This is a genomic window from Nocardia sp. FBN12, assembly GCF_054031145.1.
In genome coordinates this window covers 3,093,218-3,112,186 of the sequence record NZ_CM132926.1, presented here as the reverse complement: position 1 = coordinate 3,112,186, position 18,969 = coordinate 3,093,218, and the positions used below count along the sequence as shown (strand labels likewise).

Below are 18,969 nucleotides of genomic sequence, written 5' to 3'. Positions count from 1 at the left end.
CCTCAGCCCGTCGGGGCCAGCAGGCGGTAGGTGCGCTGCCACAGCCATTCCACCGGCCCGCGCTCGAAGCGGCGCAGCCACAGGTGGGCGAACCCGACGATCAGGGCGACGACCAAGAGGTAGATCCCGATCGTGAACGGCACCCGCGCGGTGTCGGGCACCCGCGCCGCCCACCCGAATCCCCAGCCGTAGCACAGGATTCCGGCGATCAGGTTCTGCAGGATGTAGCAGCTGAGCGCGGTCCGCCCGACCTCGCTCAGGCGCGCGCCCGCGAATCCCACCGTCGGCCTGCGCAGGTAGAACTGCGCGACCACGGCCAGAATGCCGAGCGCGACGAACGGCGCGGTGCCGTAGCGGGTGAACAGCACCAGATCGCCGCCGCCGAACACCCCGACCGTGAAGTCCAGCGGCGCGGCCACACCGAAGCCGATCACCATGAGCCGTCGGCGAATTCGCGCGCCCTCTGCCCGGAACACACCCGCCCGGTACAGGTGGGCGCCCACCAGGAACAGTGCCACCGACATCGGGAAGACGAAGATCGCCTCGACGCGGAACGCGATGGCGTTGTCGATCCGGAACAGCACCAGATCCCAGAACGATCCGTCCGCATAGGGATTCGGGTCGAGGTCGGTGGTGGTGGCACGCCCACCCTCGGGCTCGTAGGCCAGCGCGGCGGCGATGAGAGTCAGGAGAGTCACGTGCACGGCCGTCGCCGCGATCACCCAACGGCGTTGTGCGCGTTCGCTGGTCGCGAGCAGATACGCGACGACCAGTCCGGTGCACGCGTAGCCCATCAGCACATCGAACTCGGCCACGAGCAGGAAGTTCACCAGCCCGTCCAGGACCAGCAAGCCGGCCCGGATCGGATACTTGCCCGGCCAGCGCCTGCCACCGCGGCGAGCCGAATCCTGCTGGATGGCCAGGCCGATCCCGAACATCACGGTGAGCAAACCGAGGAACTTGCCCTGCGCGAGCTGCTGGAGCACCCGCTCGGTCCACTCCCAGCCGGTCCCGGCCGAGGCACTGAGATTATCGAGGTACCCGATCAGCCCGGCCGGGTCGGTGAAGATCCAGACATTGGTGCCCAGCGTGCCCAGAATCGCGATGCCGCGCAGTACATCCAGCGCGATCAGCCGACCGTGGCGGTTCGCGACGTCGCTGGCGATCTGCTGAGTGGATTCGCTCATGATCCGAGTATCGCGATCAGCCCGGCCGAGCGGATCGCCCGCGAGGACCACTCCGAGGTCCGTCCGAAGGGGGACCTCGGGGGCCGACGGCGCTCAGCCGCGGTGTGCCAGCACCTCTTCCGCCAGGGTGAGCGCCTCCGGCAGGTCGATGTGGTCGTCGGCGAAGGCGCCGAGGTGCCCGCCGCTCGGCAGCACGACGGCGCGGGCGCCGAGACCGCGGACCAGGAGCTCGACATGCTCCATCGGGCCGGCGGCGTTGACCGGGTCGTCGATCGCCGACAGCAGCCGGAACTCGCCCGCGGCGGCGCGGATGCGTGACCAGTCGAAGGGGCCGTCGAAGAACTCGGCGAGGATGTCGTAGCCGACCTCGTGCGCCGACGCCGACACCAGTACCGCACCGGCGAAGGGCGTGCCCTCGTACTGCTCGTGCATGCGCAGCACGTTGCGCTACCGAAACGCTCCGTAGCGTTTGAATTGACGATAGCAGCGAACTAGAGTGGTCGAAAAGTCGACGCGGAGGTGACATGGGTAACACCGCGGGTGCGCGGACCGGTGGACGGGTACGAAGCGACGCGGCGCGCGCCGATGTGCTGCGGGCCAGCGCCGAGATCCTGGAAGAGCACGGCTACGGCCGGATGACGATCGAGGGCGTCGCGGCGCGCTCGGGCGTCGCCAAGAGCACCATCTACCGCTGGTGGCGGTCGCGCGCCGAACTGGCCATGGACGCCTACGGCGACGCGGTCGCCCGGCGGATGCCCGAGCCCGACACCGGCGCGGTCGAGGCCGACCTGGTCGAATTCGTCACCGAGCTCTATCGCGTCACCGAATTCCCTGTTCGCGCACAGGCTTTGCGCGGAATGATGGCCGAGGCACAGCTCGATCCGGAGTTCGCGCGGCATTTCCGGGAATGGATCGAATCCCGGCGGGCTGTGGTCGTGGCCATGCTCGCGCGCGGGATCGAACGCGGTGAGCTCGCCCCGGACATCGACCTGGCTCGGGCGGCGGACCACCTGTTCGGCCTGTTCTGGTACCGGCTGTTGATGGAACACACTGCGGTGCGGCCTGATCAGGCCGGCGGCGACATCACACAGCTGCTGACCGGTCTGCGCCCGCGCGCCTGAACTGAGCCCGCTGGGCCGAGATGCCGGTATGTGTCCGGCGCGTCGCCTAGGCTCGACAGCATGCAGCGCATCATCGGAATCGAGGTCGAATACGGCATCTCGACCCCCACGGAGCCGACGGCCAACCCGATCCTCACCTCCACGCAGGCCGTTCTCGCCTACGCCGCCGCCGCGGGATTGCCGCGGGCCAAGCGGACCAGGTGGGACTACGAGGTGGAATCCCCGCTGCGTGACGCGCGTGGTTTCGACCTGAGCCGGATGAGCGGGCCCGCCCCGGTGATCGACGCCGACGAGGTCGGCGCGGCCAATATGATCCTCACCAACGGCGCCCGGCTCTACGTCGACCACGCCCACCCCGAGTACTCCGCGCCCGAGGTCGTCGACCCGCTCGACGCGGTCATCTGGGACAAAGCGGGCGAACGGGTGATGGAGGCTGCCGCCCGGCACGCATCGAGCGTGCCCGGCGCGCCCCGGCTACAGCTGTACAAGAACAATGTCGACGGCAAGGGCGCCTCCTACGGCACCCACGAGAACTATCTGATGAGCCGTGACACCCCGTTCAGCCACATCATCGCGGGGCTCACCCCGTTCTTCGTCTCGCGGCAGGTGATCTGTGGCGCGGGCCGGGTGGGCATCGGTCAGTCGGGTGATCATGCAGGCTTCCAGCTGTCCCAGCGTGCCGACTACATCGAGGTCGAGGTCGGCCTCGAGACCACACTCAAGCGCGGCATCATCAACACCCGCGACGAGCCGCACGCCGACGCCGACAAGTACCGGCGACTGCACGTGATCATCGGCGACGCCAACCTCGCCGAGATGTCGACCTACCTCAAGGTCGGCACCACCGCGCTCGTGCTCGACATGATCGAGGGCGGCGAGGACCTCTCGGAGTTCCAGCTCGCCCGGCCGGTCACCGCCGTGCACCAGATCAGCCACGACCCCACGCTGCGCGCCACTGTCGCACTCGTGGACGGTCGCGAGCTGACCGGGCTTGCGCTGCAACGGCTTTACCACGAGCGGGCCGCCAAGTTCGTCCACCGCCAAGGCAACGACGACCCGCGCGTGCTCGACATCCTCGACAACTGGGCGATGGTTCTCGACCTGCTGGAGCGCGACCCGATGGACGCCGCGCACCTGCTCGACTGGCCCGCCAAACTGCGCCTGCTCGAGGGCATGCGCAGCCGTGAGGGCCTGGGCTGGGCCGCGCCCAAACTGCACCTGATGGATCTGCAGTACTCCGATGTGCGCCTGGACAAGGGCCTCTACAACCGCCTGGTGGCGCGTGGGTCGATGAAGCGGCTCGTCACCGAGCAGCAGGTGCTCGACGCGATGACCAACCCGCCCACCGACACCCGCGCCTACTTCCGCGGCGAATGCCTGCGCCGCTTCGGCGCCGATATCGCCGCCGCCAGTTGGGATTCGGTGATCTTCGATCTCGGTGGCGATTCACTGGTCCGGATCCCGACGCTGGAACCGCGCCGGGGCACGAAAGCGCACGTCGGCAAGCTGCTCGACGCCTCGCGCACGGCCGCGGAACTGGTCGAACAGCTCACCCACTGAGGCGAGGGGAGGGGTCGACTGCGCGACAATCCGATCGCTATCGACCACCTTGTCGGATCCGCTCGGTAGGGTTGTGGGACACACACGATCATCGTGATGAGGAAGAGGAGGTCGGCTGCCATGGCACAAGAGCAGACCAAGCGCGCCGGGGGTGGCGACGAGGACGATGGCCCCGAGGGCGTAGACGCGGCAGGGCAGGAACGCCGCGAGAAGCTCGCGGAGGAAACCGACGACTTGCTCGATGAGATCGATGACGTGCTCGAAGAGAACGCCGAAGACTTCGTGCGGGCATATGTGCAGAAGGGCGGCCAGTGACCTCAGGTGACCCCTTGCGCCTCCATGCGGGGCGGGCTCTCTCCTCGTTCACCGAACATCTGCGCATGCACGCACCGGACCTGTTGCCGGGCAACAGGTCCGGTGCCTCGGAGCTGACCGTGGCAGCGGACTTCGCGCCGCACGGCACGACCATCGTCGCGGTCAGCTACCGCGGCGGCGTGCTGATCGCGGGCGACCGGCGCGCCACCCAGGGCAATCTCGTAGCGTCCCGGGACATGGAGAAGGTGTACATCACCGATTCCTTCTCCGCGGCGGGCATCGCGGGCACCGCCGGGCTGGCGGTCGAGATGGTGCGACTGTTCGCAGTGGAACTGGAGTACTACGAGAAGATCGAAGGCGTATCGCTGACCTTCGACGGCAAGGCCAACAAGTTGTCGAAGATGGTGCGCGACAACCTGCCGGCGGCGATGCAGGGACTCGCTGTCATCCCGCTGCTCGTCGGTTTCGACGACCAGGTCACCGATCCCGACAAAGCCGGCCGGATCGTGTCCTACGACGTCGTCGGCTCCCGCAGTGAGGAACGGTTCGGCTACACCTCGGTCGGTTCCGGCTCGACCTTCGCCAAATCCTCGCTCAAGAAGCTCTACCGTCACGGCCTCGACCGGGACCGGGCCCTGCGGATCGCGGTCGAATCGCTGGTGGACGCCGCCGACGACGACACCGCCACCGGCGGGCCCGACGCACTGCGCGGGATCTTCCCGACGGTGGTGCTGATCGACGCCGACGGTGCGGTGGAGGTGTCCGAGGAGCAGCTCGGTTCGATCACCGCGGCGATCGCCGCCGACCGCGAGGCCGCACAGAACGGGGGTGCAGGCGCATGACCTTGCCTTACTACGCGTCCGCCGAGCAGATCATGCGCGACAAGACCGAGCTCGCCCGCAAGGGCATCGGTCGAGGTCGCAGCGTGGTGGTCCTGGTGTACGACAAAGGTGTGCTGTTCGTCGCCGAGAACCCCTCGGCGACCCTGCACAAGATCAGCGAGCTCTACGACCGCATCGGGTTCGCCGCGGTCGGCAAGTACAACGAGTTCGAGGCACTGCGCCGTGGTGGCATTCTGCAGGCCGACCTCAAGGGTTACCAGTACGACCGGCGCGATGTCACCGGCCGGGGGCTGGCCAACCTGTACGCGCAGAGTCTGGGTTCGATCTTCACCGATCAGCTCAAGCCCTACGAGGTGGAACTGTGTGTCGCCGAAGTGGGCTATCCGGAACAGTCGCCGACCTCGGTGCTGTACCGGATCACCTTCGACGGGTCCATCGTCGACGAACGTGAGTACGTCGTCATGGGCGGCACCACCGAGCCGATCCTGACCCAGCTCAAGGCCGCCTACAAGCCGGGTCTGTCCCTGGACGACGCGCTGAAGGTGGCGATCGGCGCACTGCTGGCCGGTCAGCCCGAGGCCGACAAGGACAAGCGTTCGCTCGGTGAGTCCTCGCTCGAGGTGGCCACGCTCGAGCAGGAGCGCCCGCGCCGGGCGTTCCGCAGGCTGCAGGGCCCCGCCCTGGAGTCGGCGCTCGCCGCGTCGACGCCGAAGCCGGTGAAAGAGGCGAAGCTGCCCGAACCCGACGACGACGCGGGGAAATAACCCACCGTCACGATCATGATCGGGCCTGCGAATCACACCGGTTCGCAGGCCCGATCTCGTCGTGTGCGCGGCGGTCGTTCGCTGTCCGAATCGTTGTGAACACGTATGCGAATGGGATGTCAGGAGCGCCGCGCGGGCACTGGTCATGGCTGTAGTGTCGATAGTGTGCAGCGACGAATCATGGGGATCGAGACCGAGTTCGGTGTGACATGCACCTTCCACGGTCACCGTCGGCTGTCCCCCGACGAGGTAGCCCGGTACTTGTTCCGCCGGGTCGTGTCCTGGGGCCGTAGCTCCAATGTCTTCCTTCGCAACGGTGCCAGGTTGTACCTCGACGTCGGATCGCATCCCGAGTACGCCACCGCCGAATGCGACAGCCTGGTGCAGTTGGTCACCCACGACCGGGCCGGCGAGCGGGTACTGGAAGACCTGCTCATAGACGCCGAACAGCGCCTCGCCGAAGAAGGTATCGGCGGCGACATCTACCTGTTCAAGAACAACACCGACTCCGCGGGCAACTCCTACGGCTGCCACGAGAACTTCCTCGTGGTCCGGGCGGGCGAGTTCTCCCGGATCTCGGATGTGCTGCTCCCGTTCCTGGTCACCCGCCAGCTCATCTGTGGCGCGGGCAAGGTCCTGCAGACACCGAAGGCGGCCACGTTCTGCCTGTCGCAGCGCGCCGAGCACATCTGGGAGGGCGTCTCCTCGGCGACCACCCGGTCGCGCCCGATCATCAACACCCGCGACGAGCCGCATGCCGACGCCGAGAAGTACCGGCGCCTGCACGTGATCGTCGGCGACTCCAACATGGCCGAACCGACCACCATGCTCAAGGTCGGTACCGCGTCGCTGGTGCTGGAGATGATCGAGGCGGGGGTGTCGTTCCGCGATTTCGCGCTCGACAATCCGATACGGGCCATTCGCGAGGTCAGCCACGATCTCACCGGTCGTCGTCCGGTGCGCCTTGCCGGCGGACGACAGGCCAGCGCCCTGGAGATCCAGCGCGAGTACTACGCCCGCGCGGTCGAGCACCTGCGCAACCGCGACCGCGATCCGCAGGTCGACGCGGTGGTGGACCTGTGGGGTCGCACGCTCGACGCGGTCGAGGCGCAGGACTTCGCCAAGGTCGACACTGAGATCGACTGGGTGATCAAGCGCAAGCTGTTCCAGCGCTACCAGGATCGCTACAGCATGGAGATGTCGGATCCCAAGATCGCCCAGCTGGATCTGGCCTACCACGACATCAAGCGCGGTCGCGGCGTCTTCGATCTGCTGCAGCGCAAGGGTCTGGCCAAGCGGATCACCGAGGACGACGCTGTCGACGCCGCGGTGGACACTCCGCCGCAGACGACGCGCGCCAAGCTGCGGGGTGATTTCATCACCGCAGCGCAGGAGGCCGGCCGTGATTTCACCGTCGACTGGGTGCATCTCAAGCTCAACGATCAGGCGCAGCGAACCGTGCTGTGCAAGGATCCGTTCCGGTCGGTTGACGAACGCGTCGATCGGTTGATCGCCTCGATGTAGGCGAACCCCTCAGACGGGGGGACCAACGACGGAACCGGTGGCGCATGGGAGCGATTGCGTAGGCGCCACCGGTTCCGTCGTGTGTAGGGCGGCTCAGTCCGCGGTGACGACCGTCGCGTAGGTGGCGGTCAGTCCGGCGATGAACGACGTGAGCGCCAATTCGAAGCTGTCGTCGTCGATTTCGTCGGCGATCGCGCGGAGTAGGTGTGCCTGGTTCAGGTGCGGGTAGCGGTCCCGGTAGACCTGGACATCGTCGGCGAAGCCGCCGGCGAAGGAGCCCACTGTCGAACCCATGACCAGATAGCGGGTGGCGGCGCCGATCATGGTGGCGTAGCGCGGTGGCCAGCCTGCGCCGACCAGACCGCCGTGGACGGCGTCGGCGGCGCGCAGGTTCTCGGCTCGGCGGCCGGGGCCTGTTGCCAGGTACGGCACGAAATTCGGGTGGGTGGCCAGTGCGGTGCGATAGCTGCGTGCCCAGGCCGCGAGGCCGAGGTCCCAGCTCATGGTGTCGAAGGCCGAGGTGTCGACCAGGCGCATGATGCCGGTGGCGATGTCGTCGAACAACTCGTCCTTGTTCGGGTAGTGGCCGTAGAGCGAGGCGGCCTGTACGCCCAGTTCAGCGCCCAGTTTGCGCATGGAGACCTCGGCGAGCCCGTCGCGGTCGATCAGGACCAGCGCGGCATCGCGAATGCGTTCGCGGCTCAACAGCGGTACGCGCGGCCTGGCCATGCGGTCCTCCATCTCTCATCGGGAATCGAACGGTATCACCGATGCCGAAAATGACCCTTGATTAACCAAACGGCGTTAGGATACGGTGCGGAAGTAAACCTAACAGCGTTCGGTTCAGGAGTGTTCTCGTGGATTTCCAGCTCACCCCCGCGCAGTCCGACCTGCGCGAACTCGCCCGCACGTGGGTGGAAAAGGAAGTCGTGCCGTATGCCGCGCAGTGGGATCGCGACGAATCGGTGGATCCCGCGATCGTCGGCAAACTCGGCGCGCTCGGCTTCCTCGGCATCGGGATCGCCGAGGAATACGGCGGGTCCGGCGGCGACACGATGGACTACTGCCTGCTCCTGGAAGAGCTCGGTCGCGGCGACAGCGCGGTGCGCGGCATCGTGTCGGTCTCGCTCGGCCTGTTCGGCAAGTCGATCGCCGCGTACGGCACCGAGGAGCAGAAGCTGCGGTTCCTGCCGGGGATCTGCGCGGGGGAGCGGCTCGGGTGTTTCGCGCTGACCGAGCCGGGCACCGGTTCCGACGCCGCCAACCTGGACACCCGCGCGACCCGCGACGGGGCGGACTGGGTCGTCTCCGGCACCAAGATCTTCATCACCAACGGCACCTGGGCCGATACCGCGCTGGTGTTCGCGCGGACCGGAGGGCCGGGGCCGAAGGGTGTCACCGCGTTCCTGGTGCCAACGGACACACCGGGTTTCGCGCGCACCGAGGTCAAGGGCAAGCTCGGTTTGCGCGGCCAGGCCACCGCCGAGCTCGTCCTCGACGGTGTTCGGGTGCCCGACTCGTCGCGGCTGGGCGAAGAGGGTCAGGGGTTCCGGATCGCGATGTCGGCGTTGGACAAAGGTCGCATCGGTGTCGCGGCCGGGTGCGTCGGCGTCGCCCGCGCCTGCCTCGAGGCCGCGGTGCGCTACGCCGGTGAACGCGAACAGTTCGGCAAGCCGATCGCCGGCTACCAGCTGGTCCAGGAGCTGCTGTCCGATATCGCAGTCGAGACCGAGGCCGCCCGCCTGCTCGCGTGGCGCGCGGCCGATCTCGCCGATCGAGGGGAAGCCTTCGGCACGGCCGCGTCGATGGCGAAGCTGTTCGCCTCCGAGGCCGCGGTGAAGGCCGCCAACAACGCGATCCAGGTGTTCGGCGGCTACGGCTACATCGACGAATATCCCGTCGCCAAGTACCTGCGCGATGCCCGCGTGCTGACCCTCTACGAGGGCACCACCCAGATCCAGAAACTGCTCATCGGGCGCGCCCTCACCGGCGTGAACGCCATTGTCTGACACAGGAGTACGACCCATGATCCACAGAACAGCCTTCGTCACCGGGGCTGCCCGCGGTATCGGCGCGGCGACCGCGGCCCGCCTGGCCGACGACGGATTCGCCGTGGCCGTCGTCGACCTCGACGCCGACGCCGCGGTGCTGGCCGCCGGGAAGATCAACGCGGCAGGCGGCACCGCGATCGGCCTCGGTTGCGATGTCGCTGACGAATCGCAGGTCGCCGATGCGGTAGCGCGCACCGTGGCCGCCTTCGGCTCCCTGGACGTGCTCGTGAACAACGCGGGCGTGCTGCGCGACAACCTGCTGTTCAAGATGTCGGTCGAGGACTGGGACACCGTGATGGCGGTGCACCTGCGCGGTGCGTTCCTGTGTTGCAAGGCGGCGCAGAAGCACATGGTGGACAACGGCGGCGGCGCCATCGTCAACACGTCGAGCGTCTCGGCGCTCGGCAATCGTGGCCAGGCCAACTACGCGGCGGCCAAGGCAGGCATCCAGGGCCTGACCCGCACCCTCGCGATGGAACTCGGCCCGTTCGGGATTCGCGTCAACGCCGTCGCGCCCGGCTTCATCGCCACCGAGATGACCGCGGCCACCGCGGCGCGCATGGGGGTGAGCGCCGAGGAGTTGCAGGCCAAGACCGCGCAGATCACCCCGCTGCGACGCGTCGGCGTGCCTGCCGATATCGCGAACGTGGTCGCGTTCCTGGCTTCCGGCAACGCCGGATTCGTCACCGGACAGACCGTGTACGTCGACGGCGGACGCCGTCTCTAGCTTTCGGAGAACATCATGCAGAGAACAGTTTTCAACGACGAGCACGAAGCCTTCCGCAAAACCGCGCGCGCGTTCATCGAATCACAGGTCTCGCCGGTCTATGACCAGTGGTACGAGGCGGGCATCGTGCCGCGCGAGTTCTACCGCAAGCTGGCCGATCTGGGCGTGTTCGGGATCGAGGTGCCAGAGGAATACGGTGGCGCCGGCATCGAATCGTTCAAGTTCCAGGCGATCCTGCTCGAGGAAACCACCCGTGCCGGTGTGTCTTTCGGCGGTTCGGGCGTACACGTCGGCCTGTGTCTGCCGTATCTGAAGAACCTCGCGACCGACGAGCAGAAGCAGCGGTGGCTGCCGGGGTTCGTCTCGGGCGAGATCATGTTCGCGATCGCGATGACCGAGCCGGGCACGGGTTCCGATCTGGCCGGAATGCGCACCACCGCACAGCTGTCCGAGGACGGCACGCACTACGTGCTCAACGGCTCGAAGACCTTCATCACCGGTGGTGTGCACGCCGATCGGGTGATCGTCTGCGCGCGGACCGCCCCGCCGTCGGAAACCGATCGCAGACACGGGATCTCGTTGCTCGTCGTCGACACGAAGTCGCCGGGATACTCGGTGGGCCGTAAGTTGGACAAGCTCGGTCTCAAGGTGTCCGACACCGCCGAACTGTCGTTCACCGATGTGCGTGTTCCGGTGTCGGACCTGCTGGGCGAGGCGAACAAGGGCTTCAGCTACCTCGGCCAGAATCTTCCGCAGGAACGGCTCTCGATCGCGCTCGGCGCCTACGCGCAGGCCAAGGCGGCGATCCGGTTCACCCTCGAATACACCAGGGGCCGTAACGTTTTCGGTCAGCCGGTCGCGCAGTTCCAGAACACCAAGTTCGAACTGGCCGCGTGCCAGGCCGAGGTCGACGCCGCCGAGGCGGTCGTCGACCGGGCGCTGGAGGCCCTCGATCGCGAGGAGCTCACCGCGGCCGACGCGGCCTCGGCCAAACTGTTCTGCTCCGAGGTGGCCTCGCGGGTGATCGACCGCTGTCTGCAGTTGCACGGCGGCTACGGCTACATCAACGAGTACCCGGTGGCCCGCCTGTACGCCGACAACCGGGTGAACCGGATCTACGGCGGCACCAGCGAGGTAATGAAGATGATCATCGCGAAGGACATGGGCTTGTGAACGCCACACTCTCGCTGGCGAGCATTCTCGCCGAACCCGCCCGCCGCAGGCCGAACCACCTCGCGCTGATCGAAGGTGACACGCGCATCACCTTCGCCGATCTGTGGCGCCAGGCCCGCGAGCAAGCGGGCGCGCTGATCGCGCGTGGGGTGAAACCCGGTGACCGGGTGGGGCTGCTGTGCCCGAACACCGCGGACTTCCCCCGCGCGTACTTCGCCGTTCTGGCCGCCGGCGCGACGGTGGTGCCCGTGCATCTGCTGCTCACCGCGCCGGAAATGGAGTACGTGCTGCGCGACAGTGGCGCCTCGCTGCTGATCTGTCATCCGATGGTCGCGGCGGCGGGCACCGAAGCCGCGACGAGTGCGGGCATCGAGGTGGTGACGCCCGAAGAGCTTGTCGGCGAGGCGATCTCGAACTTCGTCTCCCGTAGTCCGCTCGATACCGCGGTCGTCTTCTATACCAGCGGCACCACCGGTACACCCAAGGGCGCCGAGCTCAGCCATCTCAATATGGTGATGTGCGCGACGGTGAACACGTTCGACGCCAACGAGATCCACCGCGACGACATCGCGCTCGGCGCGCTGCCGCTGTTCCATGTGTTCGGGCAGACGGTGTCGATGAACTCGCACTGGCGGGTCGGCGGCACGCTGGTGCTGATGCCGAGATTCGACGCGGCCGCGGCTGTTTCACTGATGGCGGCCGAGCGGGTCAACCTGTTCCACGGGGTGCCGACCATGTATCTGTCGCTGATCGAGGCGGCGGCAGCGGCACCGGAACTGCCCGAGTTGAAGCTGTGCATCAGCGGTGGTGCCGCGTTGCCCGTCGCCGTGCTCGAGGAGTTCGAGCGGATTTTCCATGCGCCGGTGCTCGAGGGGTACGGACTCTCGGAGACCTCGCCGACCGCAGCCGTGAACCAGCCGGTCTTCGGCACCGAGGCGGGCACCGTCGGCCACCCGGTGTGGGGTGTCGACGTGGAGATCGCCGATCCCGCGATCGCCGACCGCATCGAACTGCTGCCGATCGGCGAGGTCGGAGAGGTGGTGGTGCGCGGACACAATGTGTTCAGCGGCTACACCGGCAGGCCGGAGGCGACCGCCGCCGCCGTGATCGACGGCTGGTTCCGGACCGGCGACCTCGGCACCCGCGACGAAACCGGTCGGGTGCGTATCGTCGACCGGATCAAGGAGATGATCCTGCGCGGCGGATTCAATGTGTATCCCACCGAGGTCGAAGCGGCCCTGATCCGGCACCCGCGGATCGCGCAGGTCGCGGTGATCGGCGTGCCCGACCCGCATTACGGTGAGGAGATCGTGGCGGTCGTCGTGCCGGAGGGCGCGGTGACCGAGCAGGAAGTGATCGACTTCGCCAAGCAGCAGGTCGCGAAGTACAAGTACCCGCGCCGGGTCGAATTCGTCACCGAGCTACCCCTTGGCCCCACCCACAAAGTGCTCAAGCGCGAACTGCGCCAACGTTTCAGAGGAGCGGCATGACCACGGACTTCGCTGATTTCGATGCCCTGCGTGCCGCGGTCGGCACCGAACTCGCCCCCAGCGACTGGGTCACCATCGACCAACGCCGTATCGACCTGTTCGCCGAAGCCACCGGCGACCACCAGTGGATCCACGTCGACGCCGACCGCGCCGCCGCGGGTCCTTACGGCACCACCATCGCCCACGGCTTCCTCACCCTGTCCCTGATCGTGCCCATGACCCAGCAGATCATGAGCGTGAGCGCGGCGAAGGCAGGCATCAACTACGGCCTCGACCGAGTCCGCTTCCTCACCCCCGTCCCGGTCGACAGCCGCATCCGCGCCCACCTCACCCTCACCGAGGTCACCGAAGTCCCCGGCGGCGTCCAGATCCACCGCCATGTCATCGTCGAACTCGAGAACGCGCCCCGCCCCGCCTGTGTAGCCGACTCCATCGCCCGCTGCCTGCTGTGAGGTCCCGCTGTGGCGAGCGCGTCGTGTGCTCGCCACAATCGGGACCCGTGGCCTAGCGGAGTTCGCCGCTGAGGACCCAGATGTGGCCGAACGGGTCGACGACCCTGCCTTGCCGCTTGCCGTAGGGACGGTTGTCGACAGGGATCACGAGCTCGGCACCGTGCTGCACCATCCGGTGTGCTGTCGCGTCGGGGTCGGCCACGGTGAGCACGAGCAGGACAGGCGAACCGCCGACCGACCCAGGATCGGTCCACCCCCACTCCTCGACACTCTGAGCCACGGCGAAGACGACGGAGCCGAGCGTGAGTTCGGCGTGGTTCACCACTCCGGCGTCATCGGCGACTCGAAGACTCACCTCGGCTTCGAGCGTTCGGGTGTAGAAGGACATCGCGGCGTCCGCATCGGCGACCAGCAGCTTGGGGACCAGTTGGCTGTTCATCCACCCATGGTCGCGCGGCCGGTGGCTCTCACCCTTGTAGTTTTCGGCCCTCTTCACCGAGCCACGCGGTCGGCGTGGTGTTCATGAGGTCGCGGAACTCGTGCACGAGATGGCTCTGGTCGTGATAGCCCGACTCGGCGGCCACCTGGGTCCAGGAGGCCACGCCCGCGCCCGCACGCCCCACCGCGGCCGCCAAGCGGGCCACGCGGGAGGCGAACTTCGGCGTGATCCCCAACGATCCCCGCATCACCGCGCGCAATCGCCGCGGGCTCAGGTGCACCGCCTGTGCCAGATCGTCGACCGACACCAGCCCGTCACCGGCTCTGATCAGCTCCAGCGCGGCGAGGGCGTCGCCGGCCATCCGGTCGCGATCGGCCCGGTGCAGCTGGTCGAGCAACCGGATTCGCAGGACCTCCGCGCGGTCATCGGCAGGACGGTTCGCCAGCTCCTCGCGCAGCGAGTTCACCCACGGCAGGATGGCGTCAGCGGCGACCCCGCCCGCGTCCACCTCGCTCAGCGGCACCCCGGTCAGCCGGTGCCACGCCGATGGCGACAACTCGGCGTACACGGTCGGCTGCCGCGGCAGCAGCGTCGTTGCCGGAGTAGCGATTCCGGGCCGCATGAACCCGGCCACCATCGCGGGGGCGGTCCGGGTGTGTCCGTGGTAGCCGACCTCGAGCGGCGCCCCGAGGCTGACGATCAGCCGAGCGGACAGCGTGGGAACCGCACGATGGAGGCGAGCTGGTCCCCGATGCTCGCTGACCGCCACCACACCGATGCCCGCGGCACGACTTGCCTGGTGTAGTTCCACCTTCGCATTCTCACATCCCTCGGGCCTGGTGCAACTGTGCGCCGACGCGCGGCGCAGTGGACGCGACCATTACCCTCTATCGGGTGGCGATATCCAAGGTCGAGCGGCTGATGAATCTGGTCATCGCGCTGCTGTCGACCAGGCAGTTCCTGAGTGCGGAACGCATTCGCACCAGTGTGGCCGGTTACGAGGACTCCGTGACCGACGACGCGTTCAGCCGGATGTTCGAGCGCGACAAGAACGAATTGCGCGATCTGGGCATCCCTCTCGAAGTCGGTCCGGTGGGGCGGTTCTCGACACTCGAGGGGTACCGGATCAACCGCGACGCCTACGAGTTGCCCGATATCGACCTGTCGAGCGAGGAGGCCGCGGCGGTCGCGGTCGCGGTCCAGATGTGGGCCTCACCGGAGCTGGCGGGCGCGGCCGAGGGCGCGCTGTTGAAACTGCGCGCGGCCGGGGTCACCGTCGAGACCGACAACGTCGGGGTGTCGGTGCCCGCCGTGCCCGCCCGAACCCGCGGATCGGAGCCGGTACTGCGGGAACTGCTGGCCGCGATCGACGCGGGGCAGGCGGTGCGGTTCGGCCATCACAGTGCCGTCACCGATCCGTTCGTGACCCGCGACGTCGAACCGTGGGGTGTGGTGACCAGGCATGGGCGCTGGTACCTCGTCGGGCACGACCGCGAACGCGACGCCGTTCGCACGTTCCGGCTGTCGCGGATCGGTGGTCAGGTGCGGCCGTACGGTCCGGTCGACGCGGTCCACAAGCCCGCGCACACCGACCTGCGCGCGATCGTCGACCGGGTCACCGGCGACGCTCCGGTCACCGGGTCGGCCACCGTGTGGGTGGCGAAGGGGCGCGGTCGCGAATTGCGCCGCATCGGCACCGAAGTCGACACCCGCGACCTGGGCGGACGCCCCGGCTCGGTGCTCGAGGTGCCGGTCCGATCCAAGGACTGGGTAGCCCGGCTGATCACCGGTCTCGGCCCCGATGTCCTCGTCCTGGAACCACCGGAACTGCGCGCCGACGTGATGAACCGGCTACGGTCGGTACTCGACCACACGGAGGTCACGTCGTGAGTTCGCGTCTGTCCCTACGCCTTTCGCGCCTGCTGAACATGGTGCCGTACCTACTTGCGCATCCGGGCATCAGCGCGGCCGAGGCCGCCGCCGAACTTGGTGTCACCACCAAACAGCTGATGAGCGACCTCAACCAGCTGTGGATGTGCGGATTACCCGGTTACGGTCCCGGCGATCTGATCGACCTGTCGTTCTCCGAGGAGAGCATCGAGGTCACCTTCTCGGCCGGGATCGAACGGCCGCTGCGGCTGACCTCCACCGAGGCCACCGCCCTGCTGGTCGCCCTGCGCTCGATCGTGGAGATGCCGGGCATGGTCGACCCCACCGCCGCGCACGCCGCCATCGCCAAGATCGAATCGGCGATCGCCAGCACCGACGCCGCCGTCACCGGCAAACCGGTCGAGGTTCCGGTCGAGAAGCCGGTGGTCGCGACCGTGCGCGCCGCGCTCGCCGACGCGCGGGCGCTGCGCCTGGTCTATTACTCGGCCAGCCGCGACGAGGTGTCCGAACGCATCGTCGACCCGATTCGCGTGGTGCTGGTCGACAACAACAGCTACCTGCAGGCCTGGTGCAGGCAGGCCGAAGGCGTTCGCCTGTTCCGGTTCGACCGGATCGAGGACGCCACCGAACTCGACGAACCGGCCCACCCACCGAGCCACGCCGCCAACGACGCGGCCGCGCTCGACCTGTTCCAGGACGACCCCGACGTACCGCTGGCCCGGCTGCGGATCCGCGCCGACTACGCGTGGGTGCTCGACCAGTACCCGATGCACCGCATCGAATCGCGCGCTGACGGCAGCATCGAGGCGGGCATGCGCTTCGCCTCGCCGGACTGGATGGCCCGGCTGCTGCTCGGCTTCGGCACCGGTGTCACCGTGCTCGGACCACCGGAATTGGTGTCGGCGGTGCGCATCCGCGCCGACGCCGCCCTGGCCGCCTACGCGGCGGCCGGACTGGTGGGGGAGACCGAACCCGCGTGAGTCAGCGAGTACTGGTCCTCGGCGCGGGCAGCGTCGGGGTCTTCATCGGCGGTCATCTGGCCGCGGCGGGCATGGAAGTGATCTTCGTCGGCCGTCAGCGGATCCTCGACGACATCGCCGAACACGGCCTGCGCCTGACCGATCTGGACGGCGGTTCGACCGAGGTCCCACCCGACCGGTTCGGCCTCGCGCTCGAACCCGACGAACCCGAACTGGCCGACCTGGTCCTGGTGACCGTGAAATCGGCCGACACCGCCGCCGCGGTCCGCGCCGTTGCCGGTCGATTACGCCCCGGCACGCCGGTCGTGAGCCTGCAGAACGGCATCGGCAACGCGAGCCTGATCCGCGAGATCCTGCCGACCAGCATCGCGCTGGCCGGGATGGTGATGTTCAACGTGGTGCATCGCGGTCGCGGGTGTTTCCACCGTGCCAGCGACGGCGTGCTCGCGATCCAGGACGATCAGGTCGTCGACCGCTTCGCCGACCACTTTCGCGCGGCGGGCCTGCCACTGCGCCGCCATCGTGACCTGCGTCCGGTGCAGTGGGCCAAACTGCTGCTCAACCTGAACAACCCGATCAACGCACTGTCCGGCAGGCCGCTGCGCGAAGAACTCGCCGAGCGCGACTATCGCCGTTGCCTCGCGTTGGCTCAGTCCGAAGCCCTCGCCGTGATGAACACTGCGCGAATTCGGCCCGCCCAGCTCACCCCCGTTCCACCCGAGTTGATGGTGCATTTGCTGCGCGTTCCCGACGCGGTCTTCCGGCGGGTGTTCGGCCGGGTGCTCGCCATCGATCCGATCGCCCGTTCGTCGATGGCCGACGATCTCGCGCTCGGCCGTCGCACCGAAATCGCGTGGTTGTGTGGGGAAATCGTGCGCCTCGGCGAGATGGTGGGGCACCCGGCACCGGTCAACCGGCGGCTGACGGAGCTGATCAGGATCGCCGAATCCGGCGACACCGCGCGGTTCACCGGAAGCCGGTTGCTCGCCGAGCTGAGCGGGGCGGCGGCCGCTGTCGCGGATTGAACGCGTGGCGAACACCGCGGCGGCTGAGCGTTCACCGCGGTCCGAACCCGGGTAGCATCGGTAATCACCACAGTCTTTGGAGGTATCTGATAATGGGCACGTTCAGCTGGACGCACCTGCTGATCATCGCGTTGCTGTTCGTTCTGCTCTTCGGCGCGAAGCGGCTTCCCGACGCGGCACGCGGTCTCGGCCGCTCGCTGCGCATCTTCAAGAGCGAGGTCGGACAGATGCAGGCGGAGTCGTCGGCATCCGACGCACCGGCGGCCACCCCGGCCACCCCCGCACCGCAGCAGCAGTTGTCCGCGTCGGCGACGCAGGCGCAGACCCCGGTCGTCGAACCGCAGCAGGGCCACAAAACCCTCTGACCTCGGCCATCACCCCGGGGCGGTAGCGACCGCTCCGGGGCGAAGTGCTGTCTCGTCAAAAGTTGTCGCCGAGCATCCGCCGAACCGAGGGTTAGAGGCCACCACCCACCATGCGCATCCCGTTCGATCCCCGGCGCGCCAAGCGCAGGACGAATCCCGACGGCACCATGTCGTTGGTCGAGCACCTGCAGGAACTGCGCACCCGGCTGCTGCTGGCGCTGGCCGCGATCGCGGTCACCACGCTGATCGGCTTCTTCTGGTACGCGCATACGCTCTTCGGTCTCGAGAGCCTCGGTGAGCTCTTGCGTGGCCCCTACTGCGCGCTGCCCGAATCGGCGCGGGCCAGCCTGAGCCCCGACGGCGCCTGCCGGTTGCTCGCGACCGGGCCTTTCGACCAGTTCATGCTCCGGTTGAAGGTCGGTCTCACCGCTGGAGTCGTGATCGCGACGCCGTTCTGGCTCTATCAGCTGTGGGCGTTCATCACCCCGGGGCTGTACGCGAAGGAACGCAAGCTCGCGGTCGGCTTCGTGGTGACGGGCTCGGTGCTCTTCGTGACCGGCGCCGTCCTGGCCTATGTGGTGGTCTCGCACGCGTTGTCGTTCCTGATGACCATCGGCGACAACGTTCAGATCACCGCCCTCAGCGGTAATCAGTACTTCGGTTTCATCATCCAGTTGCTGATCATCTTCGGCGTCAGTTTCGAGACCCCGTTGATCATCATCGGGCTGAACCTGGTCGGCGTGCTGCCCTACACCAAGCTCAAGGCGTGGCGGCGCGGGATGATCTTCGGCCTGTTCGTCTTCGCCGCGATCGTCACCCCGCAGGACCCGTTCTCGATGCTGGCGCTGGCGATCGCGCTGACTGTGCTGTTCGAGTTCGCGGTGCAGTTCGCGCGGTTCAGCGACGCGCGCAAGGCTCGCCGGGAGGCGAAGGAGGGCTGGGGCGCCCTCGACGACGAAGAAGCCTCACCGCTGGAGAATCCGGCGCCGGTGACGCCCACCGATCCGGTGGCCGAGCCGGAGAAAACCGCGCGCCCGGTGTCGGACTACTCCGATACCCTCTGA

The 18,969-nt window shown here is 67.7% G+C and carries 21 protein-coding genes; 16 read left to right on the top strand and 5 right to left on the bottom strand.

Annotated features, from left to right (window positions below; translation table 11 throughout):
* Nucleotides 1-2: 2 nt before the first annotated feature.
* Together ACWZHB_RS15040 and ACWZHB_RS15035 are read right to left on the bottom strand one after the other, a co-directional pair.
* Nucleotides 3-1,187 (bottom strand): DUF418 domain-containing protein, encoded by a 1,185-nt coding sequence (locus tag ACWZHB_RS15040; RefSeq protein WP_427908560.1) that lies wholly within the window; start codon nucleotides 1,185-1,187, stop codon nucleotides 3-5.
* 93 nt (nucleotides 1,188-1,280) lie between these two features.
* Nucleotides 1,281-1,619: a hypothetical protein gene (locus tag ACWZHB_RS15035; RefSeq protein WP_427908559.1), complete on the bottom strand. Its 339-nt coding sequence runs from the start codon at nucleotides 1,617-1,619 to the stop codon at nucleotides 1,281-1,283.
* Between the two features lie 92 nt (nucleotides 1,620-1,711).
* On the opposite strand from ACWZHB_RS15035, the gene ACWZHB_RS15030 reads away from it, so the two are divergent.
* The 6 genes from ACWZHB_RS15030 (at nucleotide 1,712) to pafA (ending at nucleotide 7,313) form a co-directional block, all read left to right on the top strand.
* Nucleotides 1,712-2,308: a TetR/AcrR family transcriptional regulator gene (locus tag ACWZHB_RS15030; RefSeq protein WP_427908558.1), complete on the top strand. Its 597-nt coding sequence runs from the start codon at nucleotides 1,712-1,714 to the stop codon at nucleotides 2,306-2,308.
* Between the two features lie 60 nt (nucleotides 2,309-2,368).
* Nucleotides 2,369-3,868: a depupylase/deamidase Dop gene (gene dop / locus ACWZHB_RS15025; protein WP_427908557.1), complete on the top strand. Its 1,500-nt coding sequence runs from the start codon at nucleotides 2,369-2,371 to the stop codon at nucleotides 3,866-3,868.
* A gap of 120 nt (nucleotides 3,869-3,988) precedes the next feature.
* On the top strand, nucleotides 3,989-4,183 hold the full coding sequence (locus tag ACWZHB_RS15020; protein ID WP_427908556.1) for a ubiquitin-like protein Pup: 195 nt from the start codon (nucleotides 3,989-3,991) through the stop codon (nucleotides 4,181-4,183).
* Nucleotides 4,180-5,025 (top strand): proteasome subunit beta, encoded by an 846-nt coding sequence (gene prcB / locus ACWZHB_RS15015; protein ID WP_427908555.1) that lies wholly within the window; start codon nucleotides 4,180-4,182, stop codon nucleotides 5,023-5,025. Before ACWZHB_RS15020 ends, prcB begins: the two co-directional genes overlap by 4 nt.
* The gene (gene prcA, locus ACWZHB_RS15010) at nucleotides 5,022-5,789 is read left to right on the top strand and encodes a proteasome subunit alpha (RefSeq protein ID WP_427908554.1); all 768 of its coding nucleotides are present in this window, start codon (nucleotides 5,022-5,024) and stop codon (nucleotides 5,787-5,789) included. Before prcB ends, prcA begins: the two co-directional genes overlap by 4 nt.
* 165 nt (nucleotides 5,790-5,954) lie before the next feature.
* A complete protein-coding gene (pafA, locus tag ACWZHB_RS15005) occupies nucleotides 5,955-7,313 on the top strand; it encodes a Pup--protein ligase (protein ID WP_194824832.1) in 1,359 nt (452 codons plus the stop codon).
* 93 nt (nucleotides 7,314-7,406) lie between these two features.
* Here pafA and ACWZHB_RS15000 read toward each other — a convergent pair whose 3' ends face one another.
* Nucleotides 7,407-8,042 carry a TetR/AcrR family transcriptional regulator gene (locus ACWZHB_RS15000; protein ID WP_427908553.1) on the bottom strand — a complete coding sequence of 212 codons (636 nt, stop codon included), beginning with the start codon at nucleotides 8,040-8,042 and terminating at the stop codon, nucleotides 7,407-7,409.
* A gap of 128 nt (nucleotides 8,043-8,170) precedes the next feature.
* Here ACWZHB_RS15000 and ACWZHB_RS14995 point away from each other — a divergent pair, with 128 nt between their 5' ends.
* Genes ACWZHB_RS14995 through ACWZHB_RS14975 form a run of 5 tightly spaced genes read left to right on the top strand, consistent with a single transcriptional unit; the run spans nucleotide 8,171 to nucleotide 13,206 of the window.
* On the top strand, nucleotides 8,171-9,322 hold the full coding sequence (locus ACWZHB_RS14995) for an acyl-CoA dehydrogenase family protein (protein WP_427908552.1): 1,152 nt from the start codon (nucleotides 8,171-8,173) through the stop codon (nucleotides 9,320-9,322).
* Nucleotides 9,323-9,338: 16 nt separating this feature from the next.
* On the top strand, nucleotides 9,339-10,091 hold the full coding sequence (gene fabG / locus ACWZHB_RS14990) for a 3-oxoacyl-ACP reductase FabG (RefSeq protein ID WP_427908551.1): 753 nt from the start codon (nucleotides 9,339-9,341) through the stop codon (nucleotides 10,089-10,091).
* Nucleotides 10,092-10,106: 15 nt separating this feature from the next.
* Entirely contained in the window at nucleotides 10,107-11,264 is a 1,158-nt protein-coding gene (locus ACWZHB_RS14985; RefSeq protein ID WP_427908550.1) for an acyl-CoA dehydrogenase family protein, read from the top strand.
* The gene (locus tag ACWZHB_RS14980) at nucleotides 11,261-12,754 is read left to right on the top strand and encodes a long-chain-fatty-acid--CoA ligase (RefSeq protein ID WP_427908549.1); all 1,494 of its coding nucleotides are present in this window, start codon (nucleotides 11,261-11,263) and stop codon (nucleotides 12,752-12,754) included. The genes ACWZHB_RS14985 and ACWZHB_RS14980 overlap by 4 nt, the downstream gene beginning before the upstream one ends.
* On the top strand, nucleotides 12,751-13,206 hold the full coding sequence (locus ACWZHB_RS14975; RefSeq protein ID WP_427908548.1) for a MaoC family dehydratase: 456 nt from the start codon (nucleotides 12,751-12,753) through the stop codon (nucleotides 13,204-13,206). The genes ACWZHB_RS14980 and ACWZHB_RS14975 overlap by 4 nt, the downstream gene beginning before the upstream one ends.
* A gap of 52 nt (nucleotides 13,207-13,258) precedes the next feature.
* Here the strand turns inward: ACWZHB_RS14975 and ACWZHB_RS14970 are convergent, their stop codons facing one another.
* Both ACWZHB_RS14970 and ACWZHB_RS14965 read right to left on the bottom strand, forming a co-directional pair.
* Complete coding sequence (locus ACWZHB_RS14970; protein ID WP_427908547.1) at nucleotides 13,259-13,645, bottom strand: VOC family protein; 387 nt, start codon at nucleotides 13,643-13,645, stop codon at nucleotides 13,259-13,261.
* Between the two features lie 28 nt (nucleotides 13,646-13,673).
* On the bottom strand, nucleotides 13,674-14,456 hold the full coding sequence (locus ACWZHB_RS14965) for a helix-turn-helix domain-containing protein (RefSeq protein ID WP_427908546.1): 783 nt from the start codon (nucleotides 14,454-14,456) through the stop codon (nucleotides 13,674-13,676).
* 83 nt (nucleotides 14,457-14,539) lie between these two features.
* Here ACWZHB_RS14965 and ACWZHB_RS14960 point away from each other — a divergent pair, with 83 nt between their 5' ends.
* From ACWZHB_RS14960 to tatC, 5 genes are all read left to right on the top strand, one after another.
* Nucleotides 14,540-15,535, top strand: a complete 996-nt coding sequence (locus tag ACWZHB_RS14960) for a helix-turn-helix transcriptional regulator (protein ID WP_427908545.1) — start codon at nucleotides 14,540-14,542, stop codon at nucleotides 15,533-15,535.
* The gene (locus tag ACWZHB_RS14955) at nucleotides 15,532-16,515 is read left to right on the top strand and encodes a helix-turn-helix transcriptional regulator (RefSeq protein WP_427908544.1); all 984 of its coding nucleotides are present in this window, start codon (nucleotides 15,532-15,534) and stop codon (nucleotides 16,513-16,515) included. The genes ACWZHB_RS14960 and ACWZHB_RS14955 overlap by 4 nt, the downstream gene beginning before the upstream one ends.
* Nucleotides 16,512-17,540, top strand: a complete 1,029-nt coding sequence (locus ACWZHB_RS14950) for a 2-dehydropantoate 2-reductase (protein ID WP_427908543.1) — start codon at nucleotides 16,512-16,514, stop codon at nucleotides 17,538-17,540. The genes ACWZHB_RS14955 and ACWZHB_RS14950 overlap by 4 nt, the downstream gene beginning before the upstream one ends.
* Before the next feature lie 92 nt (nucleotides 17,541-17,632).
* The gene (gene tatA / locus ACWZHB_RS14945) at nucleotides 17,633-17,905 is read left to right on the top strand and encodes a Sec-independent protein translocase subunit TatA (RefSeq protein ID WP_427908542.1); all 273 of its coding nucleotides are present in this window, start codon (nucleotides 17,633-17,635) and stop codon (nucleotides 17,903-17,905) included.
* 110 nt (nucleotides 17,906-18,015) lie between these two features.
* Nucleotides 18,016-18,969 carry a twin-arginine translocase subunit TatC gene (tatC, locus tag ACWZHB_RS14940; RefSeq protein ID WP_427908541.1) on the top strand — a complete coding sequence of 318 codons (954 nt, stop codon included), beginning with the start codon at nucleotides 18,016-18,018 and terminating at the stop codon, nucleotides 18,967-18,969.